General features: G+C 62.8%; 23 protein-coding genes. 15 read left to right on the top strand and 8 right to left on the bottom strand.

The window, feature by feature from the left end:
- Window positions 1-22: 22 nt before the first annotated feature.
- From ACF8FG_RS08290 to ACF8FG_RS08305, 4 genes are read right to left on the bottom strand one after another with little or no spacing between them, the layout of a single operon-like run.
- Window positions 23-1681 carry a cyclic peptide export ABC transporter gene (locus ACF8FG_RS08290; protein WP_318078882.1) on the bottom strand — a complete coding sequence of 553 codons (1659 nt, stop codon included), beginning with the start codon at window positions 1679-1681 and terminating at the stop codon, window positions 23-25.
- A gap of 34 nt (window positions 1682-1715) precedes the next feature.
- Window positions 1716-2621: a formylglycine-generating enzyme family protein gene (locus ACF8FG_RS08295; protein ID WP_010954970.1), complete on the bottom strand. Its 906-nt coding sequence runs from the start codon at window positions 2619-2621 to the stop codon at window positions 1716-1718.
- Window positions 2622-2655: 34 nt separating this feature from the next.
- A complete protein-coding gene (locus ACF8FG_RS08300) occupies window positions 2656-3942 on the bottom strand; it encodes an aminotransferase class V-fold PLP-dependent enzyme (protein ID WP_020193868.1) in 1287 nt (428 codons plus the stop codon).
- 14 nt (window positions 3943-3956) lie between these two features.
- On the bottom strand, window positions 3957-5300 hold the full coding sequence (locus ACF8FG_RS08305; protein ID WP_318078884.1) for a dipeptidase: 1344 nt from the start codon (window positions 5298-5300) through the stop codon (window positions 3957-3959).
- A gap of 200 nt (window positions 5301-5500) precedes the next feature.
- Between ACF8FG_RS08305 and ACF8FG_RS08310 the strand changes: the two genes are divergently transcribed.
- On the top strand, window positions 5501-7123 hold the full coding sequence (locus tag ACF8FG_RS08310; protein ID WP_318078885.1) for a twin-arginine translocation signal domain-containing protein: 1623 nt from the start codon (window positions 5501-5503) through the stop codon (window positions 7121-7123).
- A gap of 20 nt (window positions 7124-7143) precedes the next feature.
- On the opposite strand, the gene ACF8FG_RS08315 is transcribed toward ACF8FG_RS08310, so the two are convergent.
- Genes ACF8FG_RS08315 through ACF8FG_RS08325 form a run of 3 tightly spaced genes read right to left on the bottom strand, consistent with a single transcriptional unit; the run spans window position 7144 to window position 11703 of the window.
- Window positions 7144-8556 carry an efflux transporter outer membrane subunit gene (locus ACF8FG_RS08315; RefSeq protein WP_019437858.1) on the bottom strand — a complete coding sequence of 471 codons (1413 nt, stop codon included), beginning with the start codon at window positions 8554-8556 and terminating at the stop codon, window positions 7144-7146.
- 3 nt (window positions 8557-8559) lie between these two features.
- Window positions 8560-10524, bottom strand: a complete 1965-nt coding sequence (locus ACF8FG_RS08320; protein ID WP_010954965.1) for a MacB family efflux pump subunit — start codon at window positions 10522-10524, stop codon at window positions 8560-8562.
- Complete coding sequence (locus tag ACF8FG_RS08325) at window positions 10525-11703, bottom strand: efflux RND transporter periplasmic adaptor subunit (RefSeq protein WP_014590258.1); 1179 nt, start codon at window positions 11701-11703, stop codon at window positions 10525-10527. It lies immediately after the preceding gene.
- Between the two features lie 212 nt (window positions 11704-11915).
- Between ACF8FG_RS08325 and ACF8FG_RS08330 the strand changes: the two genes are divergently transcribed.
- The 5 genes from ACF8FG_RS08330 (at window position 11916) to ACF8FG_RS08350 (ending at window position 15233) form a co-directional block, all read left to right on the top strand.
- Window positions 11916-12392, top strand: coding sequence for a sigma-70 family RNA polymerase sigma factor (locus ACF8FG_RS08330; protein WP_014590259.1), 477 nt, complete (start codon window positions 11916-11918; stop codon window positions 12390-12392).
- Window positions 12393-12560: 168 nt separating this feature from the next.
- Window positions 12561-13040, top strand: coding sequence for a hypothetical protein (locus tag ACF8FG_RS08335; RefSeq protein ID WP_014590260.1), 480 nt, complete (start codon window positions 12561-12563; stop codon window positions 13038-13040).
- A 72-nt stretch (window positions 13041-13112) separates the two neighbouring features.
- Entirely contained in the window at window positions 13113-14438 is a 1326-nt protein-coding gene (locus tag ACF8FG_RS08340; RefSeq protein ID WP_318078887.1) for an MFS transporter, read from the top strand.
- A gap of 94 nt (window positions 14439-14532) precedes the next feature.
- The gene (locus ACF8FG_RS08345) at window positions 14533-14829 is read left to right on the top strand and encodes a type II toxin-antitoxin system MqsR family toxin (protein WP_041166873.1); all 297 of its coding nucleotides are present in this window, start codon (window positions 14533-14535) and stop codon (window positions 14827-14829) included.
- Window positions 14830-14831: 2 nt separating this feature from the next.
- Window positions 14832-15233, top strand: coding sequence for a type II TA system antitoxin MqsA family protein (locus tag ACF8FG_RS08350; RefSeq protein ID WP_003254235.1), 402 nt, complete (start codon window positions 14832-14834; stop codon window positions 15231-15233).
- Between the two features lie 75 nt (window positions 15234-15308).
- On the opposite strand, the gene ACF8FG_RS08355 is transcribed toward ACF8FG_RS08350, so the two are convergent.
- Window positions 15309-16991 (bottom strand): electron transfer flavoprotein-ubiquinone oxidoreductase, encoded by a 1683-nt coding sequence (locus ACF8FG_RS08355; RefSeq protein ID WP_080557776.1) that lies wholly within the window; start codon window positions 16989-16991, stop codon window positions 15309-15311.
- Window positions 16992-17526: 535 nt separating this feature from the next.
- Here ACF8FG_RS08355 and ACF8FG_RS08360 point away from each other — a divergent pair.
- The 9 genes from ACF8FG_RS08360 (at window position 17527) to ACF8FG_RS08400 (ending at window position 24411) form a co-directional block, all read left to right on the top strand.
- Window positions 17527-18276, top strand: a complete 750-nt coding sequence (locus ACF8FG_RS08360; protein WP_014590265.1) for an electron transfer flavoprotein subunit beta/FixA family protein — start codon at window positions 17527-17529, stop codon at window positions 18274-18276.
- Window positions 18277-19206, top strand: coding sequence for an FAD-binding protein (locus tag ACF8FG_RS08365; protein ID WP_318078888.1), 930 nt, complete (start codon window positions 18277-18279; stop codon window positions 19204-19206). It abuts the gene before it with no gap.
- Between the two features lie 75 nt (window positions 19207-19281).
- On the top strand, window positions 19282-20103 hold the full coding sequence (locus ACF8FG_RS08370; protein ID WP_076402746.1) for an ABC transporter substrate-binding protein: 822 nt from the start codon (window positions 19282-19284) through the stop codon (window positions 20101-20103).
- A gap of 9 nt (window positions 20104-20112) precedes the next feature.
- Window positions 20113-20466, top strand: a complete 354-nt coding sequence (locus tag ACF8FG_RS08375; RefSeq protein ID WP_003254227.1) for a DUF4398 domain-containing protein — start codon at window positions 20113-20115, stop codon at window positions 20464-20466.
- The gene (locus ACF8FG_RS08380) at window positions 20463-21275 is read left to right on the top strand and encodes an OmpA family protein (protein ID WP_010954955.1); all 813 of its coding nucleotides are present in this window, start codon (window positions 20463-20465) and stop codon (window positions 21273-21275) included. Before ACF8FG_RS08375 ends, ACF8FG_RS08380 begins: the two co-directional genes overlap by 4 nt.
- Before the next feature lie 171 nt (window positions 21276-21446).
- On the top strand, window positions 21447-22889 hold the full coding sequence (locus ACF8FG_RS08385) for a PLP-dependent aminotransferase family protein (RefSeq protein ID WP_003254223.1): 1443 nt from the start codon (window positions 21447-21449) through the stop codon (window positions 22887-22889).
- 64 nt (window positions 22890-22953) lie between these two features.
- Complete coding sequence (locus tag ACF8FG_RS08390; protein ID WP_019437848.1) at window positions 22954-23388, top strand: hypothetical protein; 435 nt, start codon at window positions 22954-22956, stop codon at window positions 23386-23388.
- A 129-nt stretch (window positions 23389-23517) separates the two neighbouring features.
- On the top strand, window positions 23518-23772 hold the full coding sequence (locus tag ACF8FG_RS08395; RefSeq protein ID WP_019437847.1) for a YkgJ family cysteine cluster protein: 255 nt from the start codon (window positions 23518-23520) through the stop codon (window positions 23770-23772).
- Between the two features lie 33 nt (window positions 23773-23805).
- Window positions 23806-24411 carry an START domain-containing protein gene (locus tag ACF8FG_RS08400; RefSeq protein WP_041166874.1) on the top strand — a complete coding sequence of 202 codons (606 nt, stop codon included), beginning with the start codon at window positions 23806-23808 and terminating at the stop codon, window positions 24409-24411.
- Window positions 24412-24484 lie beyond the last annotated feature (73 nt).

Consider the following 24484-nt stretch of genomic DNA (forward strand, 5'->3'; position numbering starts at 1 on the left):
TCATCGGCCAAAACCGGAAAAATTAAATGCAATCTGCGACGCGGTTCTCCTGTTGGACCTTGCCTGCCGCCATGTGGATGAGCTGGTCGGCGACGTCGAAGTAGCGGTCGTCGTGGCTGATCACGATGATGGTCTTGCCCAGGCGCTTGAGGTCCGGCAGCAGCTCGGTGTAGAAAATGCGCCGGAACGTCGGATCCTGGTCGGCGGCCCATTCGTCGAACACCAGCACCGGGCGCTCCTCCAGCCAGGCGCTCACTAGCGCCAGGCGCTTGCGTTGGCCAGTGGACAAGTCGGTGGTGCTGAACACGCCGTCACGGATGCTGACCTTGTGAGCGATCTCCAGGCGCTCCAGGTAGCGACTGGCATCGGCAGGTACTGGCCGGTCACCCTGGATGACATCGTCGAACAGGTAGTAGTCGGCGAAGATGGTGGTGAACAGCTGCCGGTAGTCGTCACGGTTTTCGGCCGTCACCGGCTTGCCGTCTAGGTTGATCTTGCCTTGCTGAGGTGCGTATAGGCCGAGCAGCAGCTTGATAAGGGTGGTCTTGCCGCAACCGTTTTCGCCGACGATGAACACGATGTCGCCTTGCTTGATGCTCAGGTTCACCGGACCCAGATGAAACGGCTCACTGCCTTCCACACGGGGGAAGGTGTAGCTGACGTCCTGCAGCTGCAGGGTGTGCAGGGCCTTGTCGGCGGCGCGGGTGTCATCCAGCAGCAAGTGCGGCTCGGGCGATGAGAACTGGCGTGACAGTTCGGCGATGCGGCGGAAGGCGATCTGGGCCTTGCTGATGATCGGCAGGGTGCTGATCAGGTGTTCCAGCGGGCCTTTCATGTACAGCAGCACCAGCACGAAACCGCTGGTGACGCTCTTGTCGCCTGTGGGCCACAGCGACTGCATGGCCAGGGCCACGGCGATGACCACGAAGAACAGCATCGAGCCCAGGGTCTTGGCGATTACGAAGGTGTTGATCGAGCGTACCTGGGTGGCGCAAATACGGTTGGCGGTGTCCTGGATGCCGTGCTGGAACATGCGTTTGCGGCGTGGGCGGTGAATGCGCAGTTCCTTGGCACCTTCGGCGATCGCGCTGTAGTGCTTTTGCAGTTCATCCTCGGCTTCTCGGGCGCTTTCGAAGCCGCGCACACCCCACGAGCGGGCAACGAACTGCATGACCGAGCCGATGCCGATGGCCACCAGGATCACCAGGAACATCGGTATCGACAGATGCGCCAGATAGCCCAGGCAGCCCACGGTGACGGTGAGCGAAACGGCCAGGGGCGCGAAGACGAAGGCGAAGTCGCTGATAGTGTCGACGTCATGGGTCAGCACTGGGATGAGGCGGTGGCTGCGGTAGCGTTCGATCTGGTCGATCGGCGCTGCCAGCACCTTCTCGCCCAGCTCACGGCGCAGGCGCGCGATGATGTGCTGGCCGACCCAGTTGGTGCCCATGTCCGAGCAGATCGAGCTGAACAGCGCCAGCAGGCACAGCCCGGCAAAACCCAGGACCACGGCTTGAGTCAGGCCGGTGTCGCTGTGCAGGGCCGAGTTGATGGTCGCCAGCAGGGCGGTGACACTGAGGCCACCGACCATGCCCAGGATGATCGAAACCGTCACCAGGGGCCAGAAGGGTTTGAGCAGGCCGAACAGTTCGCTGACGGCGCCACGTGGTTTACTGGTCATGGGTGTCTCCCGAATCACGCGTGGTTAGGGGCCATCAGAGTTCGCGAGCGACCCGGAAGCCGAGGAAATCGCCGCGCACATCGGGGGCGCGGTTGTTGCGGTTGCCGGAGCGCGAGAACACCGGGGCTTCGCCCCAGTCGTTACCACGCATAACTCGCACGCTGCAGTCGCCGCCGGACCAGACGCTGCCATCGCTCGGCGCACCGTCGTAGCCGTCGTGCCAGCAGTCGGCCGTCCACTCATACACGTTGCCGTGCATGTCGTAGACACCGAAGGCGTTGGCCGGGTAGCTGCCGACCGGGGCGGTGTACGAGTAACCGTCGGTGGGGCCGTAGGTGTTGGCGTGCTGGGCGATGCTGTACCTGGAGGCGTCGCCGTTATCGAAGGGGAAGGGGAACGGGCCGGTTGAACCGGCGCGCGCGGCATATTCGCGCTCGGCTTCGCTGATCATGCGATAGGTGTGGCCGGTTTTTTTCGACAGCCACTTGGCGTATTGCTCGACATCGAACCAGCTCACGCACACGGCAGGCTGGCGCGGGCCCTGTTTGTAGGTCGGCTTGCTGGCGGCGCAGAAGCGCCCTGGGCGGGTGTCGCCGTCGGCGATCTTTACCCCGCTCTCGCGGATATAGGCATCCAGTTCGCCTGCGGTGACATGGTAGCGGCTGATGGCGAATGGTTTGGCAAAGGTCACGGTGTGCTGTGGACCCTCATCGCCCTCACGCCCGGGCTCATCCTCGGGCGTACCCATCACGAAGCTGCCGGCGGGCAGCACCACCATTTCCGGGCAGGCCGCCTTGCAGTCGCGGAAGACTTCGCCTGGGGTGGGCTGGCTGGCGGCCTGCGCACTGGCGGCGCCCAGACCAAGCACGGCCAGGCAGCACAAGTGGCGCAAGCGAGGCGTGAACCGGGGGGATGAGGTGAGGCGTGCATCATCGGACATGAAGTAGATTCCGTCAGCTGTTGGCTAAGAAAAATCAGGCGCGCAGGCGTTGGCCCAGGACATCGACCAGGCGGTCGATCTCGGCTTCGGTGTTCAACAGGCCAGGCGCGGTACGCACGACCGGCCCTACATCGCGATCGACCGCATCGACCACGATGCGCTGGCTGTTCAGGTGCGCTGCTATGGCCTCGACGTCCTGGCCCTTGACCCGGAAGAAGGTGAAGCCCGCTGAATGGTTAGGGCTGCGCGGCGTCACCAGTTCGATGGCGCGGTGCTGCGCGAGACGCTCCTTGAGGTAGTCGTTGAGGCCATGGATGCGTGCCTGGATCGCCGCCTTGCCGTGCTGCAGATGCAGCTCGAATGCCTTGCCCAACGCCCAGCGATGCTCGAAGGCGTGGTAGCCACCTGGGGTCATGGTGGTGGCGAAATCCTCATTCTCCGAGAAGGTGGCGAAGGTGGGCGTAAGGTGCTTGAGCTCGGTGGAGGCGGCGCAGATGATCCCGGTGCCTCGTGGGCCGAACATCCACTTGTGGGTGCCGGCGATGAAGTAGTCACACTGCAGGTCGGCGAAGCGCATGTCTTCGACGCCGAAGCCGTGTACGCCATCGATCACGTAGAGGATGCGGTCGTTTTCGTCACGGTCGCGGTTGGCCTCGCGGACCAGGGCGCCGATCTGCCCGACGGGCAGTTTCACGCCACTGCCTGAATGCACCCAGGTCATGCCCAGCACACGGGTCTGCGGCTTGATGGCGGCAGCAATGGTGCTTAGTACCTGGTCGTCGGAGACCTTGGCCGGGTCGTCGAACAGGCGCAGCTTGCGCACCTGGGTGCCGTCACGCTGGCTGCGATAGGCGAGGATGTTGCGGGTGGAGTAATGCTCGTGTTCGGTGGTCAGGATTTCTTGCTGCGGGTTCAGGCGCAGGCCGCCGTAGATCATCCCGAGGCCTTCGGTGGTGCTGCCGGTGAGGGCGATCTGGCGTGGCTTGACTTCAAGATAGCGGCCCGCCCATTCACGCACCTCGGCTTCGTGCTTCCACTCGCTCTGGGTGTCCCACTCGACGCAGCGTGCCGGGTGTTGGTCGAGTTGTGCGCGAAGGCTTTCGATCGCTTCGCGCACGGGGCGCGGGTGCGAGGTGATGAGGAAGTTGGCGAAGTGCGCGTAGTGGGGGTCGAGCTCGAACAGTTGGCGAAAACCGCTCCAGGCATCCGTGGCCGGAGGCGTGCGCGGCGCCGCCTGGGCGCTGCCCAGCAGTTGGCCGGCCAAGGGCAGCCCGGCTGCAAGTAGGCTGGCCTGCTTGAGGAAAGTACGTCGGTCGTTCATGGGCGGCTCGCAGCTCAACGGGAAGAGGTGGCGGTCGGGCGTGCAGCGTTTTGCACTTGGCCCCAGACCCGTAGGAAGTTGCCACCCCACAGCTTGGCAATATCGGCTTCGCTGTAGCCGCGGCTGATCAGCTCGGCGGTGACGTTGCGCGCCTGGCTGGCATCGTTCCAGCCGGCGATGCCGCCGCCCTCGTTGAAGTCCGAGGCAATGCCGACGTGGTCGATGCCGACCTTGCGTACTGCGTAGTCGATGACGTCGCCGTAATCCTTCAGCGTTGCCTGGGGTTCTTCCTCAAGGATCGCGTACAGCGCTTCGGCGTACTGGCCGACTTTCTGCTCGGGCCAGCCGGCGATGATCGGGTCGCCCGGCATCAAGGCATTGGCCTGGTTGACCAGGGGCGGCAGACCGTACTCGGCGCGCAGGCTGTTCAGGCGCTCTTGCGACTTCTGGGACAGCGGCTTGATGTAGGTGCCGAAGGCAACGATCTGGATGACCCCGCCGGTGCCCTTGATCAGTTGCATTTCCTTGTCAGTGAGGTTGCGCGGAATGTCAACGGCGGCCCTGGGGGCCGAATGCGAGGCCACCACTGGCGCACGGCTGAGTTCGACCACCTGGGTCAGGGCCTGGGTCGACATCTGCGAAACGTCGATGATCACGCCCAGGTCATTGAGCCGTTGCACCGCCTGGCGGCCGATGGCAGACAAACCGCCGAGGGCATCTGGGGTATCGTTGAAGAAGGGCAGCGGGCGCGAGGAGTCGGCCCAGTTGTTGTTGCCGATGTAGTTGAAGCCGAACATGCGCACGCCACGGGCAGCCCAGGTGTCCAGCTGGCTGAGGTCGTCGCCCAGGGCATAGGCGTTGAGCATGCTGATGAACACCGCGAATTTGCCTTCGCCGTGCAGGCGCCGCATGTCGTCGGGGGTATAGGCGATACCGACCTGGTTGGGGAAGTCTCGCACCATGGCGCTGATGGCGTTGTAGCGCACTTCCTGGGCATGTCGCCCGGCATCGACGAAACCGTCGGTGGGGTGGTGCGGGCCGTTGTCGCCGGTCCAGGACTCGGGCCAAGCGAAGACGGTCAGGGCAGCGCCGGACAGTCGCCCGCGCGCGGCTTTGGCCAGGTCGAACTGGCCCGGGCCATCCTTGTCAGCTTCGCGGCCTTCGGTGCCGAAGTCCAGCGGCAGGGTGAGATGGCTGTCGAACGAAATGATCCGCTCTTGCAGATCATTGGCCTGGCGCACGACCTCTATGGGGTAGCCGTCCTTGTCGAAGTGGTACCAGGCAGCCGCTCCGGCACCGACGGTCAAGGTGGCGGCCAGGCTGATATACAAGGCTTTTTTCCAGCGTGCTGTCGTCATTTCGGTCTCAGTAGGTTCACCGCAGAGGTTCGGGCCTGGGGCCATTGCTACCTGGAGGGAACGAGTGCACGCGGCAGAAATTTAACCGGCCCTCCTGTCTCCGGCGCGCCGCCAGGGCGGTTAAATTTTCTTGCCAGCTCAACGTTCTAGCCTTCGATGGGCCGTGCTAAGCGGCCACAACGACTGGCACAGGTAGTTCAATGACGATTTCTCGGAGAGGCTTCATCGCGGGCGTGGCACTGGCGGGCGTTACGGTGCCGGGGGCGCTGTATGTCCAGCGTCAGCTCACCCGAGAGGAATTCCCGGAAACCCCCGGCGAGGCGGTCGTGGAATTGGCCGACACGGCGACCCAGCAACTGGGCGACACCTTGCGCGGCATCTGGCGCTGGTCGTTCAAGGGGGCGCAGGCCGGCTTGCCGGGCTTGCAGGGCGAGACGCTGGAATTGTTCATCGATGTTGCGCAGAAGGGCCGCAGCATTCGCGGTTACCTCGATACCGCCGAGCGCTTGCGCAGCGGTGGCGAGCCACGATATCGGGTGCTCGGCGACTTGCCTGCCGACAAGCCGGGGCGGTTGCGCTGGCGCTTGTTCGACAGTGCCGATGGCGGCCGCATGCCGCGCTACGAGTGCCATCTCGTGCTGGATGAAGTGTGGGGGGTATTTGGCAATGCGGGGCCGGCCACCCTCAATGGGAGCATCCTCGACCTTGAGCGGCCATTGGCCATGCCCGAGCAGGACAATCGCTTCCTGGCCCACAAGCAGACCTTTCCCGAAGCCCGCGAACGCACCGCCTTGTCGCCGGCGATGATCGATTGGCTGATCGCGCCGGAGCATCGCCTGTTCCACCAGCTGTGGCATGCCTCCCGTGACAAATGGCACAAGCTCGACAAGGACAAGCGCAACGCCTTGCGTGGCCTGGGCTGGCAGCCGGGGCCGCGTGACCGTGAACGCGATGCCCGTGGCCGGCACAAGGACCGCAACGGCTCGGGTGAAGACTTCCTGTTCATGCACCGGCACATGCTCGGCGCTGCACGGGCCATCCAGGACCTGCCGTCATGGCCGCGCTTCCCCTTGCCACAGCCTGAACTTGAGCGCGATCGCCTGGGTTTCGCGCGTTACTTCGATAATCATGACGGCAACGCCTTGCCACCAACCTGGTTGGCTTACGATGATGACGAGTACACCCAGTGGGTGCGCGATATCAAAAGCGCCGAAACCTTTCATGGCAATTTCGAGGTGTGGGAGTCGCGTTACAGCGACCCCCAGTACCTGTCCCGGCTGACGTTGGGGCAGTTCGGCTCGGAGCTTGAACTGGGCTTGCACGACTGGCTGCACATGCGCTGGGCCTCAGTCCCACGTGACCCGAGCAACGGCATGCCGGTGCCGATGGCGCGCACGCCGGATGATTTCGCGGCGCGCTGGTATGGCGCGCAGAACGACTTTCTCGGGGACCCGTTCTCTTCCCACGTCAACCCTGTGTTCTGGCGCTTCCATGGCTGGATCGACGACCGTGTCGAGGACTGGTTCCGCGCCCATGAACGATTCCACCCTGGCGCAGTCACGCGCCTTGAGGTCAATGGCGTGCCATGGTTCGCGCCGGGGCGCTGGGTGGAGGTCGCCGACCCTTGGCTGGGACCGGACACCCACGGCTGCAGTAACGTGCCGGGGCTGCGCCCAGGGCGTAGCGTGGAGATGGACCCGGAAACCATGAAGCTGGCCTTGCGTCTGATTTACAGCGACGAGGAGCGCTTTGACGGGCTGGTAGGCAAAGTGCCGCGCCGCCCCTGGTATGCTCGCCACCTGAAGGTCAGGCAGCGGTCGTGAACACCAGATAGCCTGACGCCCTAGCGCGTCGGGCTATCCGCTTGCCAGCCACCGCCCAAGGCTTTGTAAAGGGCCACGCTGGCCTGCAGTTGGCTTAGCTGCAGGCGGGCCTGCTGGTCCTGGGCCTGGTACAGGCTGCGCTGGGTGTCGAGCACGGTCAGCAAGGTCTCGGCGCCGGCGCGGTAGCGGCGTTCGGCCAGCTGGAAGGCGATGCGTGATTGTTCAACTTCCTGATCCTGCCACTGGCGTTGACGGTCCACCCCTTGGGTGGCGTTCAGTGCTTTTTCTACATCGGCGAAAGCGGCCAGGATGCTGGTGCGGTAAGCCTCCAGCAACTCTTCCTGTTCGGCCTCGGCCAGTTGCTGCGCGGCGCGCAGACGGCCTCGGTTGAACACCGGGGCGACCAGGCCACTGGTCAGGGTGTAGTAGGGGCTGTCGAAAATCTGCGCGAAGGTGCTGGCGCCGCTGCCGAATTCCACGCCCAGCGTGAGTTTGGGCAACAGGGCTGCCCTGGCGACCTGCACATTGGCGCTGGCCGCGGCCAGGCGCGCCTCGGCGGCTGCAATGTCGGGGCGACGCGCCAGCAGCTCGCTGGGCACGCCACTGGCGATGCGAGGCCAGCGCAGGTCAGCGAACGCTGCGGTACTGGTCGGCAGTTGTTGCACCGGTAGCCCCAGTAGCGTTGCCAGGGTGACCTGGGTGTCTTGCCACTGCTGCTCAAGTAGCGGCAGTTGGCGTTGCTGAGCGGCCACCAGGCTGCGCTGCTGGGCCAGCTCGAGTTGGGTGCTGGAGCCGGACTGCTGGCGGGCTTCGACCAGGCTCAGCACCGCTTGGGCGTTGCGCAGGTTGAGTTGGGCTATACGCAGCTGTTCTTTGAGAGCCAGGCTTTGCAGGTAAGTGTCGGCGACGCTGCCGAACAGGGTCAGCTTCACGGTCTGGCGGTCCAAGCGGCTGGCGTCGAGGCTGCGCAAGGCGCTGTCGCGGGCACTGCGCAGGCCGCCCCAGAAATCGATTTCGTAGCTGGCGCTGAGGTTGGCATCGAACGAGGTGCTGGTGCGCTCACTGCTGCTGGCATCGAGCTGATCGTTGCCCTCGCCGCGAAGCAGGCGCTGGCGGCTGGCATCCAGGCCGAACTGCACCTCAGGCAGCAGCGGCGCGCCGGCGATTACTGCCCGCGCCTGGGCCTGGCGTACCCGGGCTGCAGCCGCGGCCAGGTCGTGGCTGTTGTTTCGGGCAATCTCGATCAACTGGTCAAGCTCTGGGCTGGCGAAGGCCTGCCACCAGCGTTGATCAGGCAGTGCCTGTGCCTTGCTCGCAGTAGGGCTTTGCCAATCGGCGGGCGGGGCGATGCCCATAGTTGGTGGCGTTGGCGTGGAGCAGGCGAGGAGTGACAAGCTCAGGGGCAGCAGGCAAAGGTGGCGTGGCAATGTCATGGGCTATTCGCTGGTAAGGGCTTTGACCGGGTCAAGGCGTGCAGCCTTGCGTGCTGGCATGAAGCCAAACACCACCCCAGTGATGACGGCGCAGGCAAATGCGCCAACAATGGCAGGCAGGGCGAACGCCACGGCAATGTCGGCCAGGGTAAGGCTGGCGCCGACCACCAGGGCCAGGGCGATGCCGGTCAGGCCGCCAACCATCGACAGCATGATCGCCTCGCTCAGGAACTGCCGGAGGATATCGCGCTGGCGGGCGCCGGTGGCCATGCGGATACCGATTTCACGGGTGCGCTCGCGCACGGTCATGAGCATGATGTTCATCACCCCGATACCGCCGACCAGCAGCGAGATGGCGGCAATGGCCCCGAGCATCAACGACAGGCTGTTCTGCGTGCGCGCCTCGGCCTGGATGAGGGCGGCATCGTTGGTCAGCTCGAAATCGTGTTTGCCCTGGTGGCGCTGGCGCAGCAGGCGGTCGATGGCCGCTTCGGTGTCCTTGACCTGGCCTGAGTCGCGCGCGGCAATGGCGATATAGTCCGGGTCGCGGTGGCCGAACAGGCGGATGGCCGCTGCCGAAAATGGCACCACGATGCGCCCGTCGCTGTCCTGGTCGCCAGAGCTGGCGCCTTTGCCGGCAAGGATGCCGACCACTTGGAACGGTACATTGCCGATCAGCAGGTACTGGCCGATAGGGTTGCTGCCAGGGGCAAGCATCTTTTCCCGGACTTTCTGGCCGATCACAGCCACCGCTGCGCTACTGGCCTCGTCAGTCTCGGTGAAAAAGCTGCCTTCAACGGCCGGCCAGTTGAAAATCTCCGGGAAAAAGGTGTTGTTGCCGCCCACGTAGAATTGCTGGCTGTTGTTGCCGTGGCGGACCATCATCTTTTCGCCGAGCACCGGCATGATGTGTTTGACCTGCGGCAGCTCACCGATCGCCGCAACATCGTCCAGGGTGATGCGCCCAGCCGGTTCGCGCAGGGTCGGGGGGCTGCCATTGAGGTATAGGATGTTGGAGCCGAAGGCGGCCATCTGTGCCATTACCTGGCGTTTGCTGCCTTCACCGACAGCCAACATCACCACCACCGATGCGACTCCGATGATGATTCCGAGCAGGGTCAGTGCCGTGCGGAAGCGGTTGATCCACATCACTCGCCATGCCGCCTGCAGCGATTCGAGCAGTTCACCTTTCCAGGCACCGTGCTGGGTTGCGCCACGGTCCAGGCGCTGGCGCAGTTCTTCTGCCTGTATGCCTTTGTGGGCATGGGCGGGCGGCTGGTCGGCGGCAGAGTCACTGATCACCAGGCCGTCGCGAATCTCGATAACCCGGTGCGCCCGGGCAGCCACTTCGCGGTCGTGGGTGATGAGGATGATTACATGGCCCTGGCTGGCCAGCTCGTCGAGCAGCGCCATCACCTCGGCGCCGCTATGGCTGTCGAGGGCGCCGGTCGGTTCGTCGGCCAGGATGATGTGGCCACCGTTCATCAACGCCCGGGCAATCGAGACCCGCTGCTGCTGGCCACCGGATAATTGATGCGGACGGTTGGCGGTGCGGCTGGCCAGGCCCAGGCGGCCGAGCAGGGCGCTGGCGCGGGCCTGGCGTTCGGCGGCTGGGGTACCGGCATAGATGGCTGGCATCTCGACGTTTTCCTGGGCTGAGCCGGAGGGGATCAGGTGGTAGCCCTGGAACACGAACCCGAAGGCCTCGCGGCGCAGCCAGGCCAGTTCGTCGCTGTCCAGCTCGGCAACGTCCTTGCCGGCGAAGCGGTAGCTGCCGGCACTTGGGCGATCGAGGCAGCCGAGGATATTCATCAGGGTCGACTTGCCGGAGCCGGAGGCGCCGACGATGGCGACGAATTCGCCGGCATGCACGCGCAGGCTGATGCCGCGCAGGACTTCTACCCTGGGGGTGTCGACACCGCCGTACGCTTTACGGATGTCACAGAGCTCGATCAGGGGCGTGGCCATTCAACCTCCGCTGGCGGCAGGAGCGCCGATAACCAGTCGATCACCTTCACTGAGGCCATCGAGGATCTGCACCCGCAAGCGGTCGCTCAGACCGGTGCGCACCTTGCGCTGTTCGACCTTGCCGTCGCGGCCGAAAACCTGGGCCAGGCGTAGTCCTTCGCTGTCGCTATCGTCCAGTGCGGCCAACGGGGCACTAAGCACCTGGCTGGCCTGGCCGACGACGAAAAACACCTGGGTGGTCATCTCTGCCATGAGGGCGCCATCGGGGTTGTCCACGTCCAGCAGCACGGTGTATTGCACGACTTGGCTGCCGGTGGCGCCGGCGGTGGCGCTGGCTGGGCTGCCGCCGCCCTGGCTGGTCTGGTCCAGTGGCTTGGGCGGAATGGGCAGCACCTGGCGCACGGTGCTGGTCCAGCGGCGCTTGCCGCCGGCCAAGGTGGTGAAGTAGGCGGTCATGCCAGGCTGGATCTTGCCGATATCGGCCTCCGAGACCTGGGCCCAGACGGTCATGGGGGACAGCTTGGCGATGCGCAGGATCAGCGGCGTTTGTTGCTGGGCGTTGAGGGTCTGGCCTTCACGGGCATCCACTGCCACTACCGTGCCGTCCATAGGGGCGAAGATGCGTGTGTAGCCCAGTTCGGCTTCGTCGCTGCGCAAGCTGGCGTTGGCCTGGCGGATCTGTGCCTGGTACATGTCGATGCGTGCCTGGGTCACGTTGAGCTGGGCTTCGGCCGTTTGCAGGTCTTCTTCGCGTGTGGCGCCGACCGCTGCCAGGTCGCGCTGGCGCTTGAGCTGCTGTTGGGCGAGTTTGAGCTGGGCGCGCTGCTCTGCCAGCTGCGCCTTGAGATTATCGATCGAGAAGCGCCCGGCATCGAGCTTGGCCTGCTGCGTGGAGGGGTCGATCTCGACCAGCAACTGCCCTTTGTGGACTTGATCACCGACCTCGACGTGCAGGTTGCGGATCTGCCCGGAGGCTTGTGCACCGACGTCGACGTAGCGCCGCGGCTGCAGCGTGCCCAGCGCTGTTACGCTGCTCTCGATGTCGGCGCGGGTGACGGCAACGGTACTGACCGGCTGCGCGCCGAACGGCAGGGATGTCCAGGCCAGCAGGCTGCCAAGGCCAAGCAGGCCCAGGCCGCCGAGGAGGAGGCGACGGCGAGTGTGGGTTGAGCGTCTCATGCGGACTTCCAGCCAGGGATAAAGGCCACGCGCAGCCAATCACGGTGCGCAGGGAGGTCACAGTTAGACGAAGGCTGGCAAGGCAGATTTAGCCAGGATAGTACGCGCCGGTGTGTTGCTGAGAATAATTATAATTTGTAGTATTCCACACTGATATCACTCAGTCCCCAAGCTGCTGATCAAGGGCCGGCAGGACGCCCTCAGGTACCCTCGTGGAACATTACTATCGTGAACTGGTGAGCTTTCTGTCTGCACGCTTGGGTAGCCGTCAGGCGGCGGAGGACGTCGCTCACGATGCTTATCTGCGGGTCCTGGAGCGTACCGGCAGCGAACAGATCGAGCATCCGCGTGCGTTCTTGTATCGCACCGCGCTGAACCTGGTTGTCGATCGGCACCGGCGTCAGTTGGTGCGCCAGGCCGAGCCGCTCGATGCCCTGGATGCCGATAGTCGGCTGCATAGCTCTGAATTGCAGCATGACCTGCAGTTGGACCAGCGCCTGGCACTGATGCAAAAGGCCCTTGATGAGTTGAGCAGGCCCTGCCGTGACAGTTTTCTGTTGCGTAAAATCGAGGGGCTGTCCCATCAGCAGATCGCCGATCGGCTGGGCATCTCGCGCAGCCTGGTGGAAAAGCACATCGTCAATGCCATGAAGCACTGCCGGGTGCGCATGCGGCAATGGGAATCCTGATTGCCAGGTTAAAGGCAAATGCAAATTCCGTCAGTCAATCACTTGATTTATGCGGCTTTCCCGACTTCTATCAAAGAAGACCGCTGCCAGGCATGGCCCTGGCAATAGCCGTTACCGGCGCAGTATGGTCATGGAGCGTGCCCATTACCTAATGGCCCAGGTCCGACCATGGCAAACAAGACCCTGCGCATCCTCATCGCCGATGCACACCCGTGCCAGCGCCTGCAACTGGAGCGGTTGCTCAATGGCCTGGGCTATTACCGGATAGCCCCCGTGGATAGCTTCGAGGAACTGCAGCGCCTGGTGCAGTGCGCCTTGCAGCCCTTTCACCTGTTGCTGGGCAATATCGAGTTGGCCAGCCATTGTGGCGTAGATCTGGAACGCTTCTGCCGCGTCAGCACACAAATCCAGCATGCCCTGCTTTACCATTCCAGCCAGTTGAAAGTGCCAGCAGTACCGCAGACCGAGCGCCAGGCGGTCAGCCTGAGCCTGCCTCAGGCGCCCGATAACGAGGCGCTGGAGACGTTCATGGCAATCATCGACGCCCCGATGGTGGTCGGCAAGCTACCGCTGCCGGGCACGCTGCCAGCCAGTACCGCGCGGCCACGGCCGCGAGCCAACTTCGCGCATACGGTGTTCAACCGCTAGCGGTGCTGCCGGTGGGGCAATCGGGCAGCTATTTGTTATGCTCTTGCCCTTTGCCGATCTGCGGACCCTGCCATGACTGCCATCGATACCGCTCGCCCGCCCCGGTTCAGCCGTGGCGACCATCGGACCCTGGGCCTGGCGGCGCTGGGCGGCGCGCTGGAAATCTACGACTTCATCATTTTCGTGTTCTTCGCGCTGACCCTCAGCCAGCTGTTCTTCCCGCCCGAGATGCCCGAATGGCTGCGCCTGCTGCAAAGCTTCGGAATCTTCGTCACCGGCTATCTGGCGCGGCCGCTGGGCGGCATCCTGATGGCGCACTTCGCCGACCATCTGGGGCGCAAGCAGGTATTCAGCCTGAGCATCCTGATGATGGCCCTGCCGTGTCTGCTGATCGGTGTGATGCCGACCTATGCCGACATCGGCTATGCCGCCCCGCTGATCCTGTTGGCCTTGCGTATCCTCCAGGGGGCTGCCGTAGGCGGTGAAGTGCCAAGCGCCTGGACGTTCGTTGCCGAGCACGCGCCAAACGGGCGGCGCGGCTATGCCCTGGGCTTTCTGCAGGCCGGGCTGACCTTCGGCTACCTGCTGGGGGCGCTGACCGCAACCTTGCTGGCGCAACTGTTCACTCCGCAGGAAATCCTCGATTACGCCTGGCGCTACCCGTTCCTGTTGGGTGGGGTGTTCGGTGTGATTGGTGTGTGGCTGCGCCGCTGGCTCAGTGAAACACCGGTGTTCCTCGCCTTGCGCGCGCGCCAGGAGCAACCTGTGACGTTTCCGCTGCGGCGAGTGCTGGGCGAGCACCGCCGGGCGTTGATCCCTGCCGCGTTGCTGACCTGTGTGCTGACCTCGGCGGTGGTGGTGCTGGTGGTGATCACGCCGACGGTGATGCAGCAGCGTTTCGGCATGAGTGCCGGGCACACCTTCGCGCTGAGCAGCGTGGGCATCGTCTTCCTCAACATTGGCTGCGTGCTGGCCGGGCTGCTGGTCGACCGTGTGGGTGCCTGGCGCGCGCTGATGCTGTATAGCCTGTTGCTGCCGCTGGGTATCGGCGCGTTGTACGCCAGCCTGGTGGGGCAGTGGGGCATGACCTGGCTGGCCTATGCGCTGGCGGGGTTGAGCTGCGGCGTGGTGGGGGTGGTGCCCTCGGTGATGGTGGGGCTGTTCCCGGCGCAGATCCGCGTATCGGGCATTTCCTTCACCTACAACGTGGCCTACGCATTGTGGGCCAGTACCACGCCGCTGGCACTGATTGCGCTGATGCCGTGGAGCCCGTGGGTGTGTGTCGGGTTTTGTCTGATCATGGGCGCGGTGGGGCTGCTGACAGCCTTGTATTTCGGGCGCCGTGAGCCATTGGTGTTTGCGGCGGAGCCGATGCCGGTCATGTGCGGCGACAAATGAGCCGGTAACGGCTGCGGGGCATTGGGGCAGACTTCCAGGTGGGGGCTATTGGAATAACCTATTAGCCAAATTTAACCTGGAAGGTTAATTTCTCATGGAAAAGAGAATGCCTCATTGCCCGCTGGAGCGGGTAAAAGCCCTGGCTGCGGCAAGGCGAATCCGTCCTACGGGTGCTGCATTGAAAGGCGCCAAGGCGCTGGGAATGGATTTTCCGGGCATGCTTGAGGTGATCACCAGCTTAAAGCGCACTGATTTCTACAAGAGCATGACCAGCCATATTGACCACCAGGTTTGGCAGGATGTGTATCGCCCGCTTACAGCAATTGGGTACGTTTATTTGAAATTGTCCGTGGTAGACGACGTGCTCATCGTGTCTTTCAAGGAGTTGTAACCATGAGATGTCCAATATGCGGCGGCTCGGAGCTTGCACCTGACATTCAGGGCATGCCCTATAGCTACAAAGGCGAGATGACAGTGATCCCGGAGGTAAGTGGCGATTACTGCTCTGCATGTGGTGAATGCGTACTGAGTCATGATGAAGCCATGCGCGTCAGTCACTTGATGACGGCATTCGAGCGCCAGGTCAACGCAAATGTTGTGGATCCTTCCTTTATTGCCTCCATACGCAGAAAGTTCGACCTCGACCAGCGTGAAGCGGGGGAAATCTTCGGTGGTGGGGTCAATGCGTTCTCCCGTTATGAAAACGGCAAGACCACCCCGCCAGTGGCGTTGGTGAAACTGCTCAAGCTGCTGGATCGCCATCCAGAACTCTTTGAGGAAGTGCGTACTGCCTGATAATGGCAGCCAACAAAAAGCCCCCGGCTCATGAGAACCGGGGGCTTTTTGTTGCCGCAAGGGCAGGGGCCTTACTTACATGTTCGGGTAGTTCGGCCCGCCAGCGCCTTCAGGGGTGACCCAGGTGATGTTCTGGGCCGGGTCCTTGATGTCGCAGGTCTTGCAGTGCACGCAGTTCTGCGCGTTGATCTGGAAACGCTTGTTGCCGTCTTCCTGGGTGACCACTTCGTACACGCCTGCCGGGCAGTAGCGCTGGGCAGGCTCGTCGTACAGCGGCAGGTTGCTGGCGATCGGTATGCTCGGATCGGTCAGCTTCAGGTGGCAGGGTTGCTCCTCTTCGTGGTTGGTGCTGGAGAGGAATACCGAGCTGAGCTTGTCGAAGCTGAGCTTGCCGTCCGGTTTCGGGTAGTCGATCTTTTTCGAGTCGGCGGCCAGCTTGAGGCAGGCATAGTCCGGCTTGGTGTCGTGCAGGGTGAACGGCAGCTTGCCACCGAACCAGTTCTGGTCGACATAGTTGAACGCCGCACCCAGCAGCGGGCCGAACTTGTGCATGGCCGGGCCGAAGTTGCGGCTGGCGAACAGTTCTTCGTACAGCCAGCTGGCCTTGAAGGCGCTGACATAGCTGTTCAATTGATCGCCGCCTTCGCTACCGGCGATCAATGCGTCGGCCACTGCTTCGGCGGCGAGCATGCCGGACTTCATCGCGGTATGGCTGCCCTTGATCTTGGCCACGTTCATGGTGCCCAGGTCGCAACCGATCAGCGCGCCACCATTGAAGACCATTTTCGGCAGCGAGTTGATGCCGCCCTTGGCCAAGGCGCGGGCGCCGTAGCTGATGCGCTTGCCGCCTTCGAGGTACTGGCTGATCACCGGGTGGTGCTTGAGGCGCTGGAATTCGTCGAACGGCGACAGGTAGGGGTTGGCGTAGGACAGGTCGACGATCAGGCCGACCACCACCTGGTTGTTTTCCAGGTGATAAAGGAACGAGCCACCGGTGTTTTCCTTGGCCACCACGTCCAGCGGCCAGCCGGCGGTGTGCACCACCAGGCCCTGTTCGTGCTTGGCCGGGTCGATTTCCCAGATTTCCTTCAGGCCGATGCCGTAGTGCTGGACGTCGGACTCGCTGTCGAGGTTGAAGCGCTTGATCAGCTGCTTGCCAATATGGCCACGGCAGCCTTCGGCGAACAGGGTGTACTTGGCACGCAGTTCCATGCCCGGGGTGTACAGGCCGTCCTTGGGGTTGCCTTCACGGTCGACACCGAGGTCGCCGGTGACGATGCCGCGGACCACGCCGTTGTCGTCGAACAGCGCTTCCTGAGCGGCGAAGCCCGGGTAGATCTCCACACCGAGGTTCTCGGCCTGCTGGGCCAGCCAGCGGCACAGGTTGCCTAGCGAGATGATGTAGTTACCATGGTTGTGCATGGTCTTGGGCACGAACAGGTCAGGCACCTTGGTCGCGCTGCCGGCATCCTTGAGCACGTAGATGTCGTCGCGCTTCACTTCGGTGTTCAGCGGTGCGCCGAGCGCTTTCCAGTCGGGGAACAGCTCGTTCAGGGCGCGGGGCTCGAACACTGCGCCAGAGAGGATGTGGGCGCCGACTTCAGAGCCTTTCTCCACCACGCAGACGCTGATTTCGCTACCGGCTTCGGCGGCCTTCTGCTTCAGGCGGCAGGCGGCGGACAGGCCCGCCGGGCCGGCGCCGACGATGACCACGTCGAATTCCATGTATTCGCGTTCCACTGGTTCTCTCCTACTCATCAAGGCTCGTGCTGTTGCTTTGTCTTATGGGTGCGGGGCATTCGCAGCGGTTCTACGCAACGGCGGAACTGTAGCTGGGCAAATGACGGACTACACCGTTTTGTCTTGGCCGCGCATTATATCTACACCACTTGGCGGGTCCAATACAAACGTTTGTTTGAATTTGCCGCAGGCCAGTAAAATCACAGGAACGCGGCTGGAGGGTGACCGATTTGCCGTATTGACCGGAATGGGTGTTACGGTCAAGATACGAGCGGTTTTACGTTCGCCGTAGGCTTGCAGCCGGGCGCAGGTACACCTCTAAAGACCAGGTGTGGAGCAGGGTTTTGCGGGCTTAGGCCGGTTTGTAGTGGAGTTTACACGCCACGACAGGAAATGACCCGTGAGGATTTGTCGCAAGAGTCCGAACAAGACTGTTTGGTCACTGTGAAGATGCTGCCTCCCGATACGTTTTTAGAGGTGCCCTTGTACCCACGCGCATCGCTGGGCTCTGCCCCAGGCGACTATCTATTCACCGGAGAGTAACGAGGAATCCATGAAGGTTCTTGTAGCTGTCAAACGAGTGGTCGACTACAACGTCAAGGTTCGCGTCAAAGCGGACAACTCCGGCGTCGACCTTGCTAACGTCAAGATGTCCATGAACCCCTTCTGCGAAATCGCCGTGGAAGAAGCCGTACGCCTGAAGGAAAAAGGCGTTGCGACCGAGATCGTCGTGGTTTCCGTCGGCCCGACCACCGCTCAGGAGCAACTGCGTACTGCCCTGGCCCTGGGTGCCGACCGTGCCATCCTGGTAGAAGCCGCTGACGAACTGAACTCCCTGGCCGTGGCCAAGGCGCTGAAGGCCGTTGTCGACAAGGAGCAGCCGCAGCTGGTCATCCTCGGCAAGCAGGCCATCGACAGTGACAACAACCAGACCGGCCAGATGCTGGCCGCGCTGACTGGCTTCGCCCAGGGTACCTTCGCTTCCAAGGTCGAAGTTGCTGGCGACAAGCTGAATGTCACCCGTGAAATCGATGGCGGCCTGCAGACCGTTGCGCTGAACCTGCCCGCGATCGTCACCACCGACCTGCGCCTGAACGAGCCACGCTACGCGTCGCTGCCGAACATCATGAAGGCCAAGAAGAAGCCGCTGGAGACTGTTACTCCAGACGCACTGGGCGTTTCCCTCGCCTCCACCAACAAGACCCTGAAAGTCGAAGCGCCTGCTGCCCGCAGCGCGGGTATCAAGGTCAAGTCGGTGGCCGAACTGGTCGAGAAGCTGAAGAACGAAGCGAAGGTAATCTAAATGACTATCCTGGTTGTCGCTGAATACGAGAACGGTGCCGTAGCCCCGGCCACCCTGAACACTGTCGCCGCAGCCGCCAAGATCGGTGGTGATGTGCACGTGCTGGTCGCAGGCCAGGACGTCGGCGGCGTTGCTGAAGCCGCTGCCAAAATCTCTGGTGTTGCCAAGGTGCTGGTGGCTGATAACGCCGCCTACGCCCACGTCCTGCCGGAAAACGTCGCGCCGCTGATCGTCGAGCTGGCCAAGGGTTACAGCCACGTGCTGGCCCCGGCTACCACCAATGGCAAGAACATCCTGCCGCGCGTTGCCGCGCTGCTGGACGTGGACCAGATCTCCGAGATCATCTCGGTCGAGTCCGCCGACACCTTCAAGCGCCCGATCTACGCGGGTAACGCCATTGCCACCGTGCAATCGAGCGCGGCCATCAAGGTGATCACCGTGCGTACCACCGGCTTCGACGCCGTGGCCGCCGAAGGTGGTTCGGCTGCCGTCGAGGCTGTTGGGGCTGCGCACAACGCCGGTATTTCGGCTTTCGTTGGCGAAGAGCTGGCCAAGTCCGACCGCCCAGAGCTGACCGCTGCCAAGATCGTCGTTTCCGGCGGCCGTGGCATGGGCAACGGTGACAACTTCAAACACCTGTACAGCCTGGCCGACAAGCTCGGCGCCGCTGTCGGTGCTTCGCGCGCCGCAGTCGACGCAGGCTTCGTGCCGAACGACATGCAGGTCGGCCAGACCGGCAAGATCGTTGCGCCACAGCTGTACATTGCCGTCGGTATCTCCGGCGCGATCCAGCACCTGGCCGGCATGAAAGACTCCAAAGTGATCGTGGCGATCAACAAGGACGAAGAAGCGCCGATCTTCCAGGTGGCCGACTACGGCCTGGTCGCTGACCTGTTCGAAGCGGTTCCGGAGCTGGAAAAGCTGGTCTGATCCGCCTGCTTCACTTATAAAGAACCCGGCCCTCGCTTTGAGGGTCGGGTTTTTTTATGGGTTGAGGAGTAAGGCATGACGTTGCGCGGAACGGGCAGGGTGCTGGCGTGCGTGGCGCTGTTGCTACCATCACTGGCTATGGCAGCAGGCAAATGCGAGCGCCTGGTGGCGACCGGTAGCCCAGATGCGCCGCCCTATTCGTGGCAAGACCCGAAAGACCCCGGGCACCTGATTGGCGCCAACGTCGACCTGTTGCGCCAGGTGGCTGGCGAACTGGGTGTGAAGGTCGAGGTGCTGAGTGCCGGTCGCCGTGATCAGGCGCTGGAAGAGGTGCGCAGTGGGCGCATGGACCTGCTGCTCGACACCCCTTTGGAGGTGGAGCAACTGACCGCGCTGGACTACATCCATCCGCCGTTGCAGCTCAATGAGTACCTGGTGTGGACCCGCCATGATGCAGCGGTGACCTTTGATGGCCCGGCCGATCTGGCCAGGTACCAGGGCAGTTTGTCCGAGCGTGCGCGTCTGACCCCGGCCTTTACCGCGTTCGCCAGAGCCCAGCTCAAGCTGGTGCCGGCGCAGAACCTGACCCAGGCGTTCCAGAAACTGGTACTCGGCCAGGTCGACTATGTGCTGGCTGGCCGTTACTCCGGTATGGCCATGGCCCAGAGCCTGGGCATGAGCAATGACCTGATAGCCCGCGGCTTGCCGGTGGACAGGCCGGGCCTTTACCTGGCGCTGTCGCACAACTCGGCGTGCAATGACAGCTGGTTGCGTGGGCAATTGGCAAAAAAACTGACAGAATTGCCGATCTCTGGTGCATCCGAAGCTGTGCTGCAACGTAATGTCGAGCGCTGGAAAGCGCAGTTGCAGGTACCGGCGGACGCCCCCAAACACTAGGAAGATTGCGTGAGAACCCAACCACTAATCCTTGCCCTGGCCGTGCTCGGCCTGGCTGGCTGCGCCAATGATCCGGCCCCTGACGAGCAGATGCGCATTTCCGAACAGGCACTGGACCAGGCCAAGGCCGTCGGCGCCACTGAGCAGGTCGAAACGCTGAAACTGGCTGAAGACAAGCTGGCCCGCGCCAAGGCCAACATGCTTACCCAGGACTACCGCGATGCGCGCATGCGCGCTGAGCAAGCCGAGCTGGATGCGCGCCTGGCCGAGGCCCAGGTGCTGAACCAGAAGAGCGAAGAGCAGCTGCAGGTGCTGCAGTCGCGGGTCAAGCGCTTGCGCAAGCAACTGGAGGTGCAGCCATGATCCGTCGTACGCCTTTGGCGGCACTGGCATTGTTGGCACTGACGGCAGGTTTGCAAGGTTGCGCCAGCCAGCGCAGCAGTGCCGCGCTGGATGAGGCCACCGTCGCCTTCCAGGGGGTCAAAGATGATTCCGATGTGCTGCGCAGCGCGCCGCGTGACGTGATTCGGGCGGGTGAGTCGCTGGCTCGCGCCGAGCGCCTGTCCAGTTACATCGGCACCGGTTCCGATGTGCGGCATTATGCTTACCTTAGCCAGCGCTACAGCGAGATTGCCCGCGAGCATGCCAAGCTTGCGCTGAACCAGGAGCGCCAGGCCAAGCTCGACCTGGAGCGCCAGCGCCTGCAGCTGGCCTTGCGTGAGGCCAAACTGGCCAGCGTGCAGCAGCAGGGCAAGTGGGTCGAGTCGCAGATTGCCGCGTTGGCTTCGGAGCAGGCCGACCGTGGCTTGGTGATGACCTTGGGTGATGTGCTGTTCGATACCGGTAGTGCCGACCTGAAGAACTCGGCCAGCCGGACTGTGCTCAAGCTGGTGCAGTTCCTGCAGCTCAACCCGCGCCGGGTAGTGCGTATCGAGGGCTATACCGACAGTACTGGCGCGGGCGAGGAGAATCTCAAGCTGTCGCGCGACCGGGCGCAGTCCGTGGCCGACATGCTTGTGGACCTGGGCATCGACGAAAAGCGCCTGCAGGTTGAAGGCTATGGCGACCAGTACCCGATCGAGGCCAATGCTTCGGAGCGGGGCAGGGCGCAGAACCGTCGGGTGGAGATCGTATTCTCCGATGACAAGGGGCGGCTCGCACCGGCGCGCTGAGTCTTGTAGAAATGGGCCGCTTTGCGGCCCGTTTTATGTCGGTTTAATCGTTTCGATAGCTGTCACGCTGTTGTATTGTCGACTACGTTGCAATCTGTCCCAGTACACTTTGCAACTGTTACGGTATCCTCTACCGTCAGTGCCCCGTACAAGAACAACGAGCATGTCGACATGACCAACCTGCTGCTGTACCAGCGTATCGCCCAGCAACTGGCCGACGATATCCGTCGCGGTGTCTACCAGCCAGGCGAGCGGGTACCCTCCGTGCGCAAGATGAGCGCCCAGCTCAATGTGAGCCATGCTACGGTGTTGCAGGCCTATGCCAATCTCGAGGACCAAGGGCTTATCCGGGCGCGGCCGCAGTCTGGCTATTACGTGCACCAGACCCCTGCCTTGACCGCGCAAACACCGGACATCGCTCGGGTGGAGCGCCCGGGCCTGGTCACGCGCGCCAGCATCATCCAGCAGGTGCTGACTGAGGCGCGCCGCGATGGTGTGTTCCCGTTTGGTGCTGCTGTGCCGCATGTCGACTACCTGCCAGTGCGCGCCCTGCATCAGCAAATCGCCAAGGTGACGCGCTTCCATAGCCCGCGCGCCTTCAGTTACATGTTCAGCCCCGGTTTCGAGCCGCTGCGCCGACAGATCGCCATACGCATGCGCGATGCCGGCGTGCTGGTTGATCCGCGCGAAGTGATCGTGACCCATGGGTGTGTCGATGCCCTGCAGATGTCGCTGCGGGTGCTGACCCGCCCAGGTGACCTGATCGCTGCCGAGTCACCGACCTATTACGGCTTGCTGCAGCTGGCTGACCTGCTGGGTTTGAAGGTGATCGAAATCCCCAGTGACCCGTCCACCGGTATCAGCCTCGAAGCCTTGCAACTGGCGGCTAACCAATGGTCGATCAAGGCGCTGGTGCTCACTGCGCGCTTGAGCAACCCGCTGGGCGGCACCGTTCCCGAAGAGCGGCAAAAGCAATTGCTGCGCCTGGCCTCGGACTTCGATATCCAGATCATCGAGGATGACATCTACGGTGAGCTGATGTTCGAGCAGGGCAAGACCAAGGCGCTGAAGGCGTTCGACCGGCTGGACCGGGTGATCTACTGCTCGAGCTTCTCCAAGACCCTGTCCCCTGGCGTGCGGGTGGGCTGGATGATCGCCGGGCGTTACCAGGACGAGATTCAGCGCCTGCAGACGTTTACCACCCACTCGGCCTGTAGCGTGACGCAGATGGGCGTGGCAGCCTACCTGGAAAATGGCGGCTACGACCGGCATCTGCGCTACATACGCCAGGAATATCGCAAGAACCTCAGTGCCTATCAGCTGGCAGTGCAGCAGCACTTCCCCGAGGGTACCCAGATGACCCGGCCGACAGGCGGCTTCATCCTCTGGGTGAGCTTGCCCGGTCGGGTCAATACCCAGGAGCTGCATGTGCGCGCGCTGGAGCAGGGCATCAGCATTGCACCAGGCCTGATATTCAGTAACACAGAGCAGTTCAACCACTGTGTCCGACTCAATTGCGGCATACCTTGGAATAAAGAGGCCGAGCGGGCTGTGATTACGCTCGGTTTGCTGGCGCAGCAGTTGTGCAGGGAGACTGCGGTCACGCTGTTGTAAGGCTTGCAAGCCGCCTGTGGAACAGGGAGCATAGGCATTTTTCCTGCCAGTCTGTCCATTTGCCATGAACGCTTCGCGCTGCTTTGTTCTGATCGTGTGCCTTCTGCCGTTCTGCTGCCCGGTCGTCCCTGCCCTGGCTGCGCAACCGGCAAGCCAGGCTCAGGCAGCTCAGGGTAAGCAAGTGTCAAAAAAGGCGACAGCCAAGCCTGCACACAAGCCGGTCAGCAAAGCGGTTGCCAAGCCCTTGCCCAAGACAAAGCTGGACCTCAGCCTGCCCGTTGATATGGTCGACAAACTTGAGCCGGATGTGGGCACGCCTTCGCCAATCCAGCGGCGCAAACCTTTGTTGCCGCCCATGTTCACAGAAAAGCCAGAGACCAATGACAGTCCGTTCCAGCTCAATGGCCGGCTGATCAACAACGAAATGCAGCTGCAACTGCGCAATGACAGCCGTCATGACGTGGAGGGCGCTGCCATCGATTTTGAGTATCGCCAATAGGCGGGAACTGACTGCCGGGTCACAGCAGATTTCATCGTGACAGCAATTTCAAACGACTGTTTGAGCGGTTACTATCCAGGGACGTTCGTCCCGTTTTGTTCCAGGGAGTCCTGATTTAGGTGAATAGCCATGCAATGCCGTGAGGGCTGTGGTGCCTGCTGCATCGCCCCGTCCATCACCTCTGCGATGCCGCGAATGCCCAATGGCAAGCCGGCGGGTGAGCGCTGTCTGCACCTGACTGCCGCCAACCTTTGCGACCTGTTCGGCAAGCCTGAGCGGCCGGCGGTGTGCGGTGGTTTCAAGGCAGATGTCGAAGTGTGCGGCAGTGATCGTGACGAGGCAATCAGGATTCTTGGCTGGTGGGAGCAGATGACGGCGGCGTGACAGGCTGGATCTTCGACAACAAGGATAAACATGATGAGATCGTTCAAGCGTATTGCACTGCTGTGTGGTGTGGGTGTTCTGCTGTCGCCTGTGGCCTGGGCTGAAAACTGGCAAGTGGCCAAGGACGAGGAGGGCATCAAGGTGTCCCTCAGTGAGGTGGCCGGGTCCAAGTACAAGGCCTATCGCGGTGTGACCGTGATCAAGGCGCCGCTGGCCAAGGTCGAGGCGCTGCAGGAGGACGTGTCCGGGGCCTGTGCCTGGATTCACGAATGCAAGTCGCAGAAGCTGCTCAAGCACGAAGGTGACCAGAGCTGGACCTATACCCAGTTCAATACGCCATGGCCGGTGACGCCGCGTGATTCCGTGCTGCACATTACGACCGTCAAGGAGGCGGATGGCAGCCTGACCCGTAACCTGAAAGAAGAGCCGACTTACCTGCCGGAAGAGAAGGGTTTTGTTCGGGTGGCAAAAGTCGAAGGCTTCTGGAAGCTGGTGCCCAAGGGTGACAGCACTGAAGTGACCTACCAGGTGCACACCGAGCCAGGTGGTAGCGTGCCGGCGATGGTGGCCAACAAGTTCGTGGTGGATGCGCCGTTCAATACCCTGAAAGGGCTGCGCGAGCGGGCGGAGAAAAACTGAGGTTTTGTGGTGTCTGTGCCGGCCTCTTCGCGGGCTTGCCCGCTCCCACAGGTACAGCGCAGCCCTCGAGATC

Source organism: Pseudomonas sp. YQ_6 (assembly GCF_043103245.1).
GTDB classification, from domain to species: domain Bacteria; phylum Pseudomonadota; class Gammaproteobacteria; order Pseudomonadales; family Pseudomonadaceae; genus Aquipseudomonas; species Aquipseudomonas alloputida.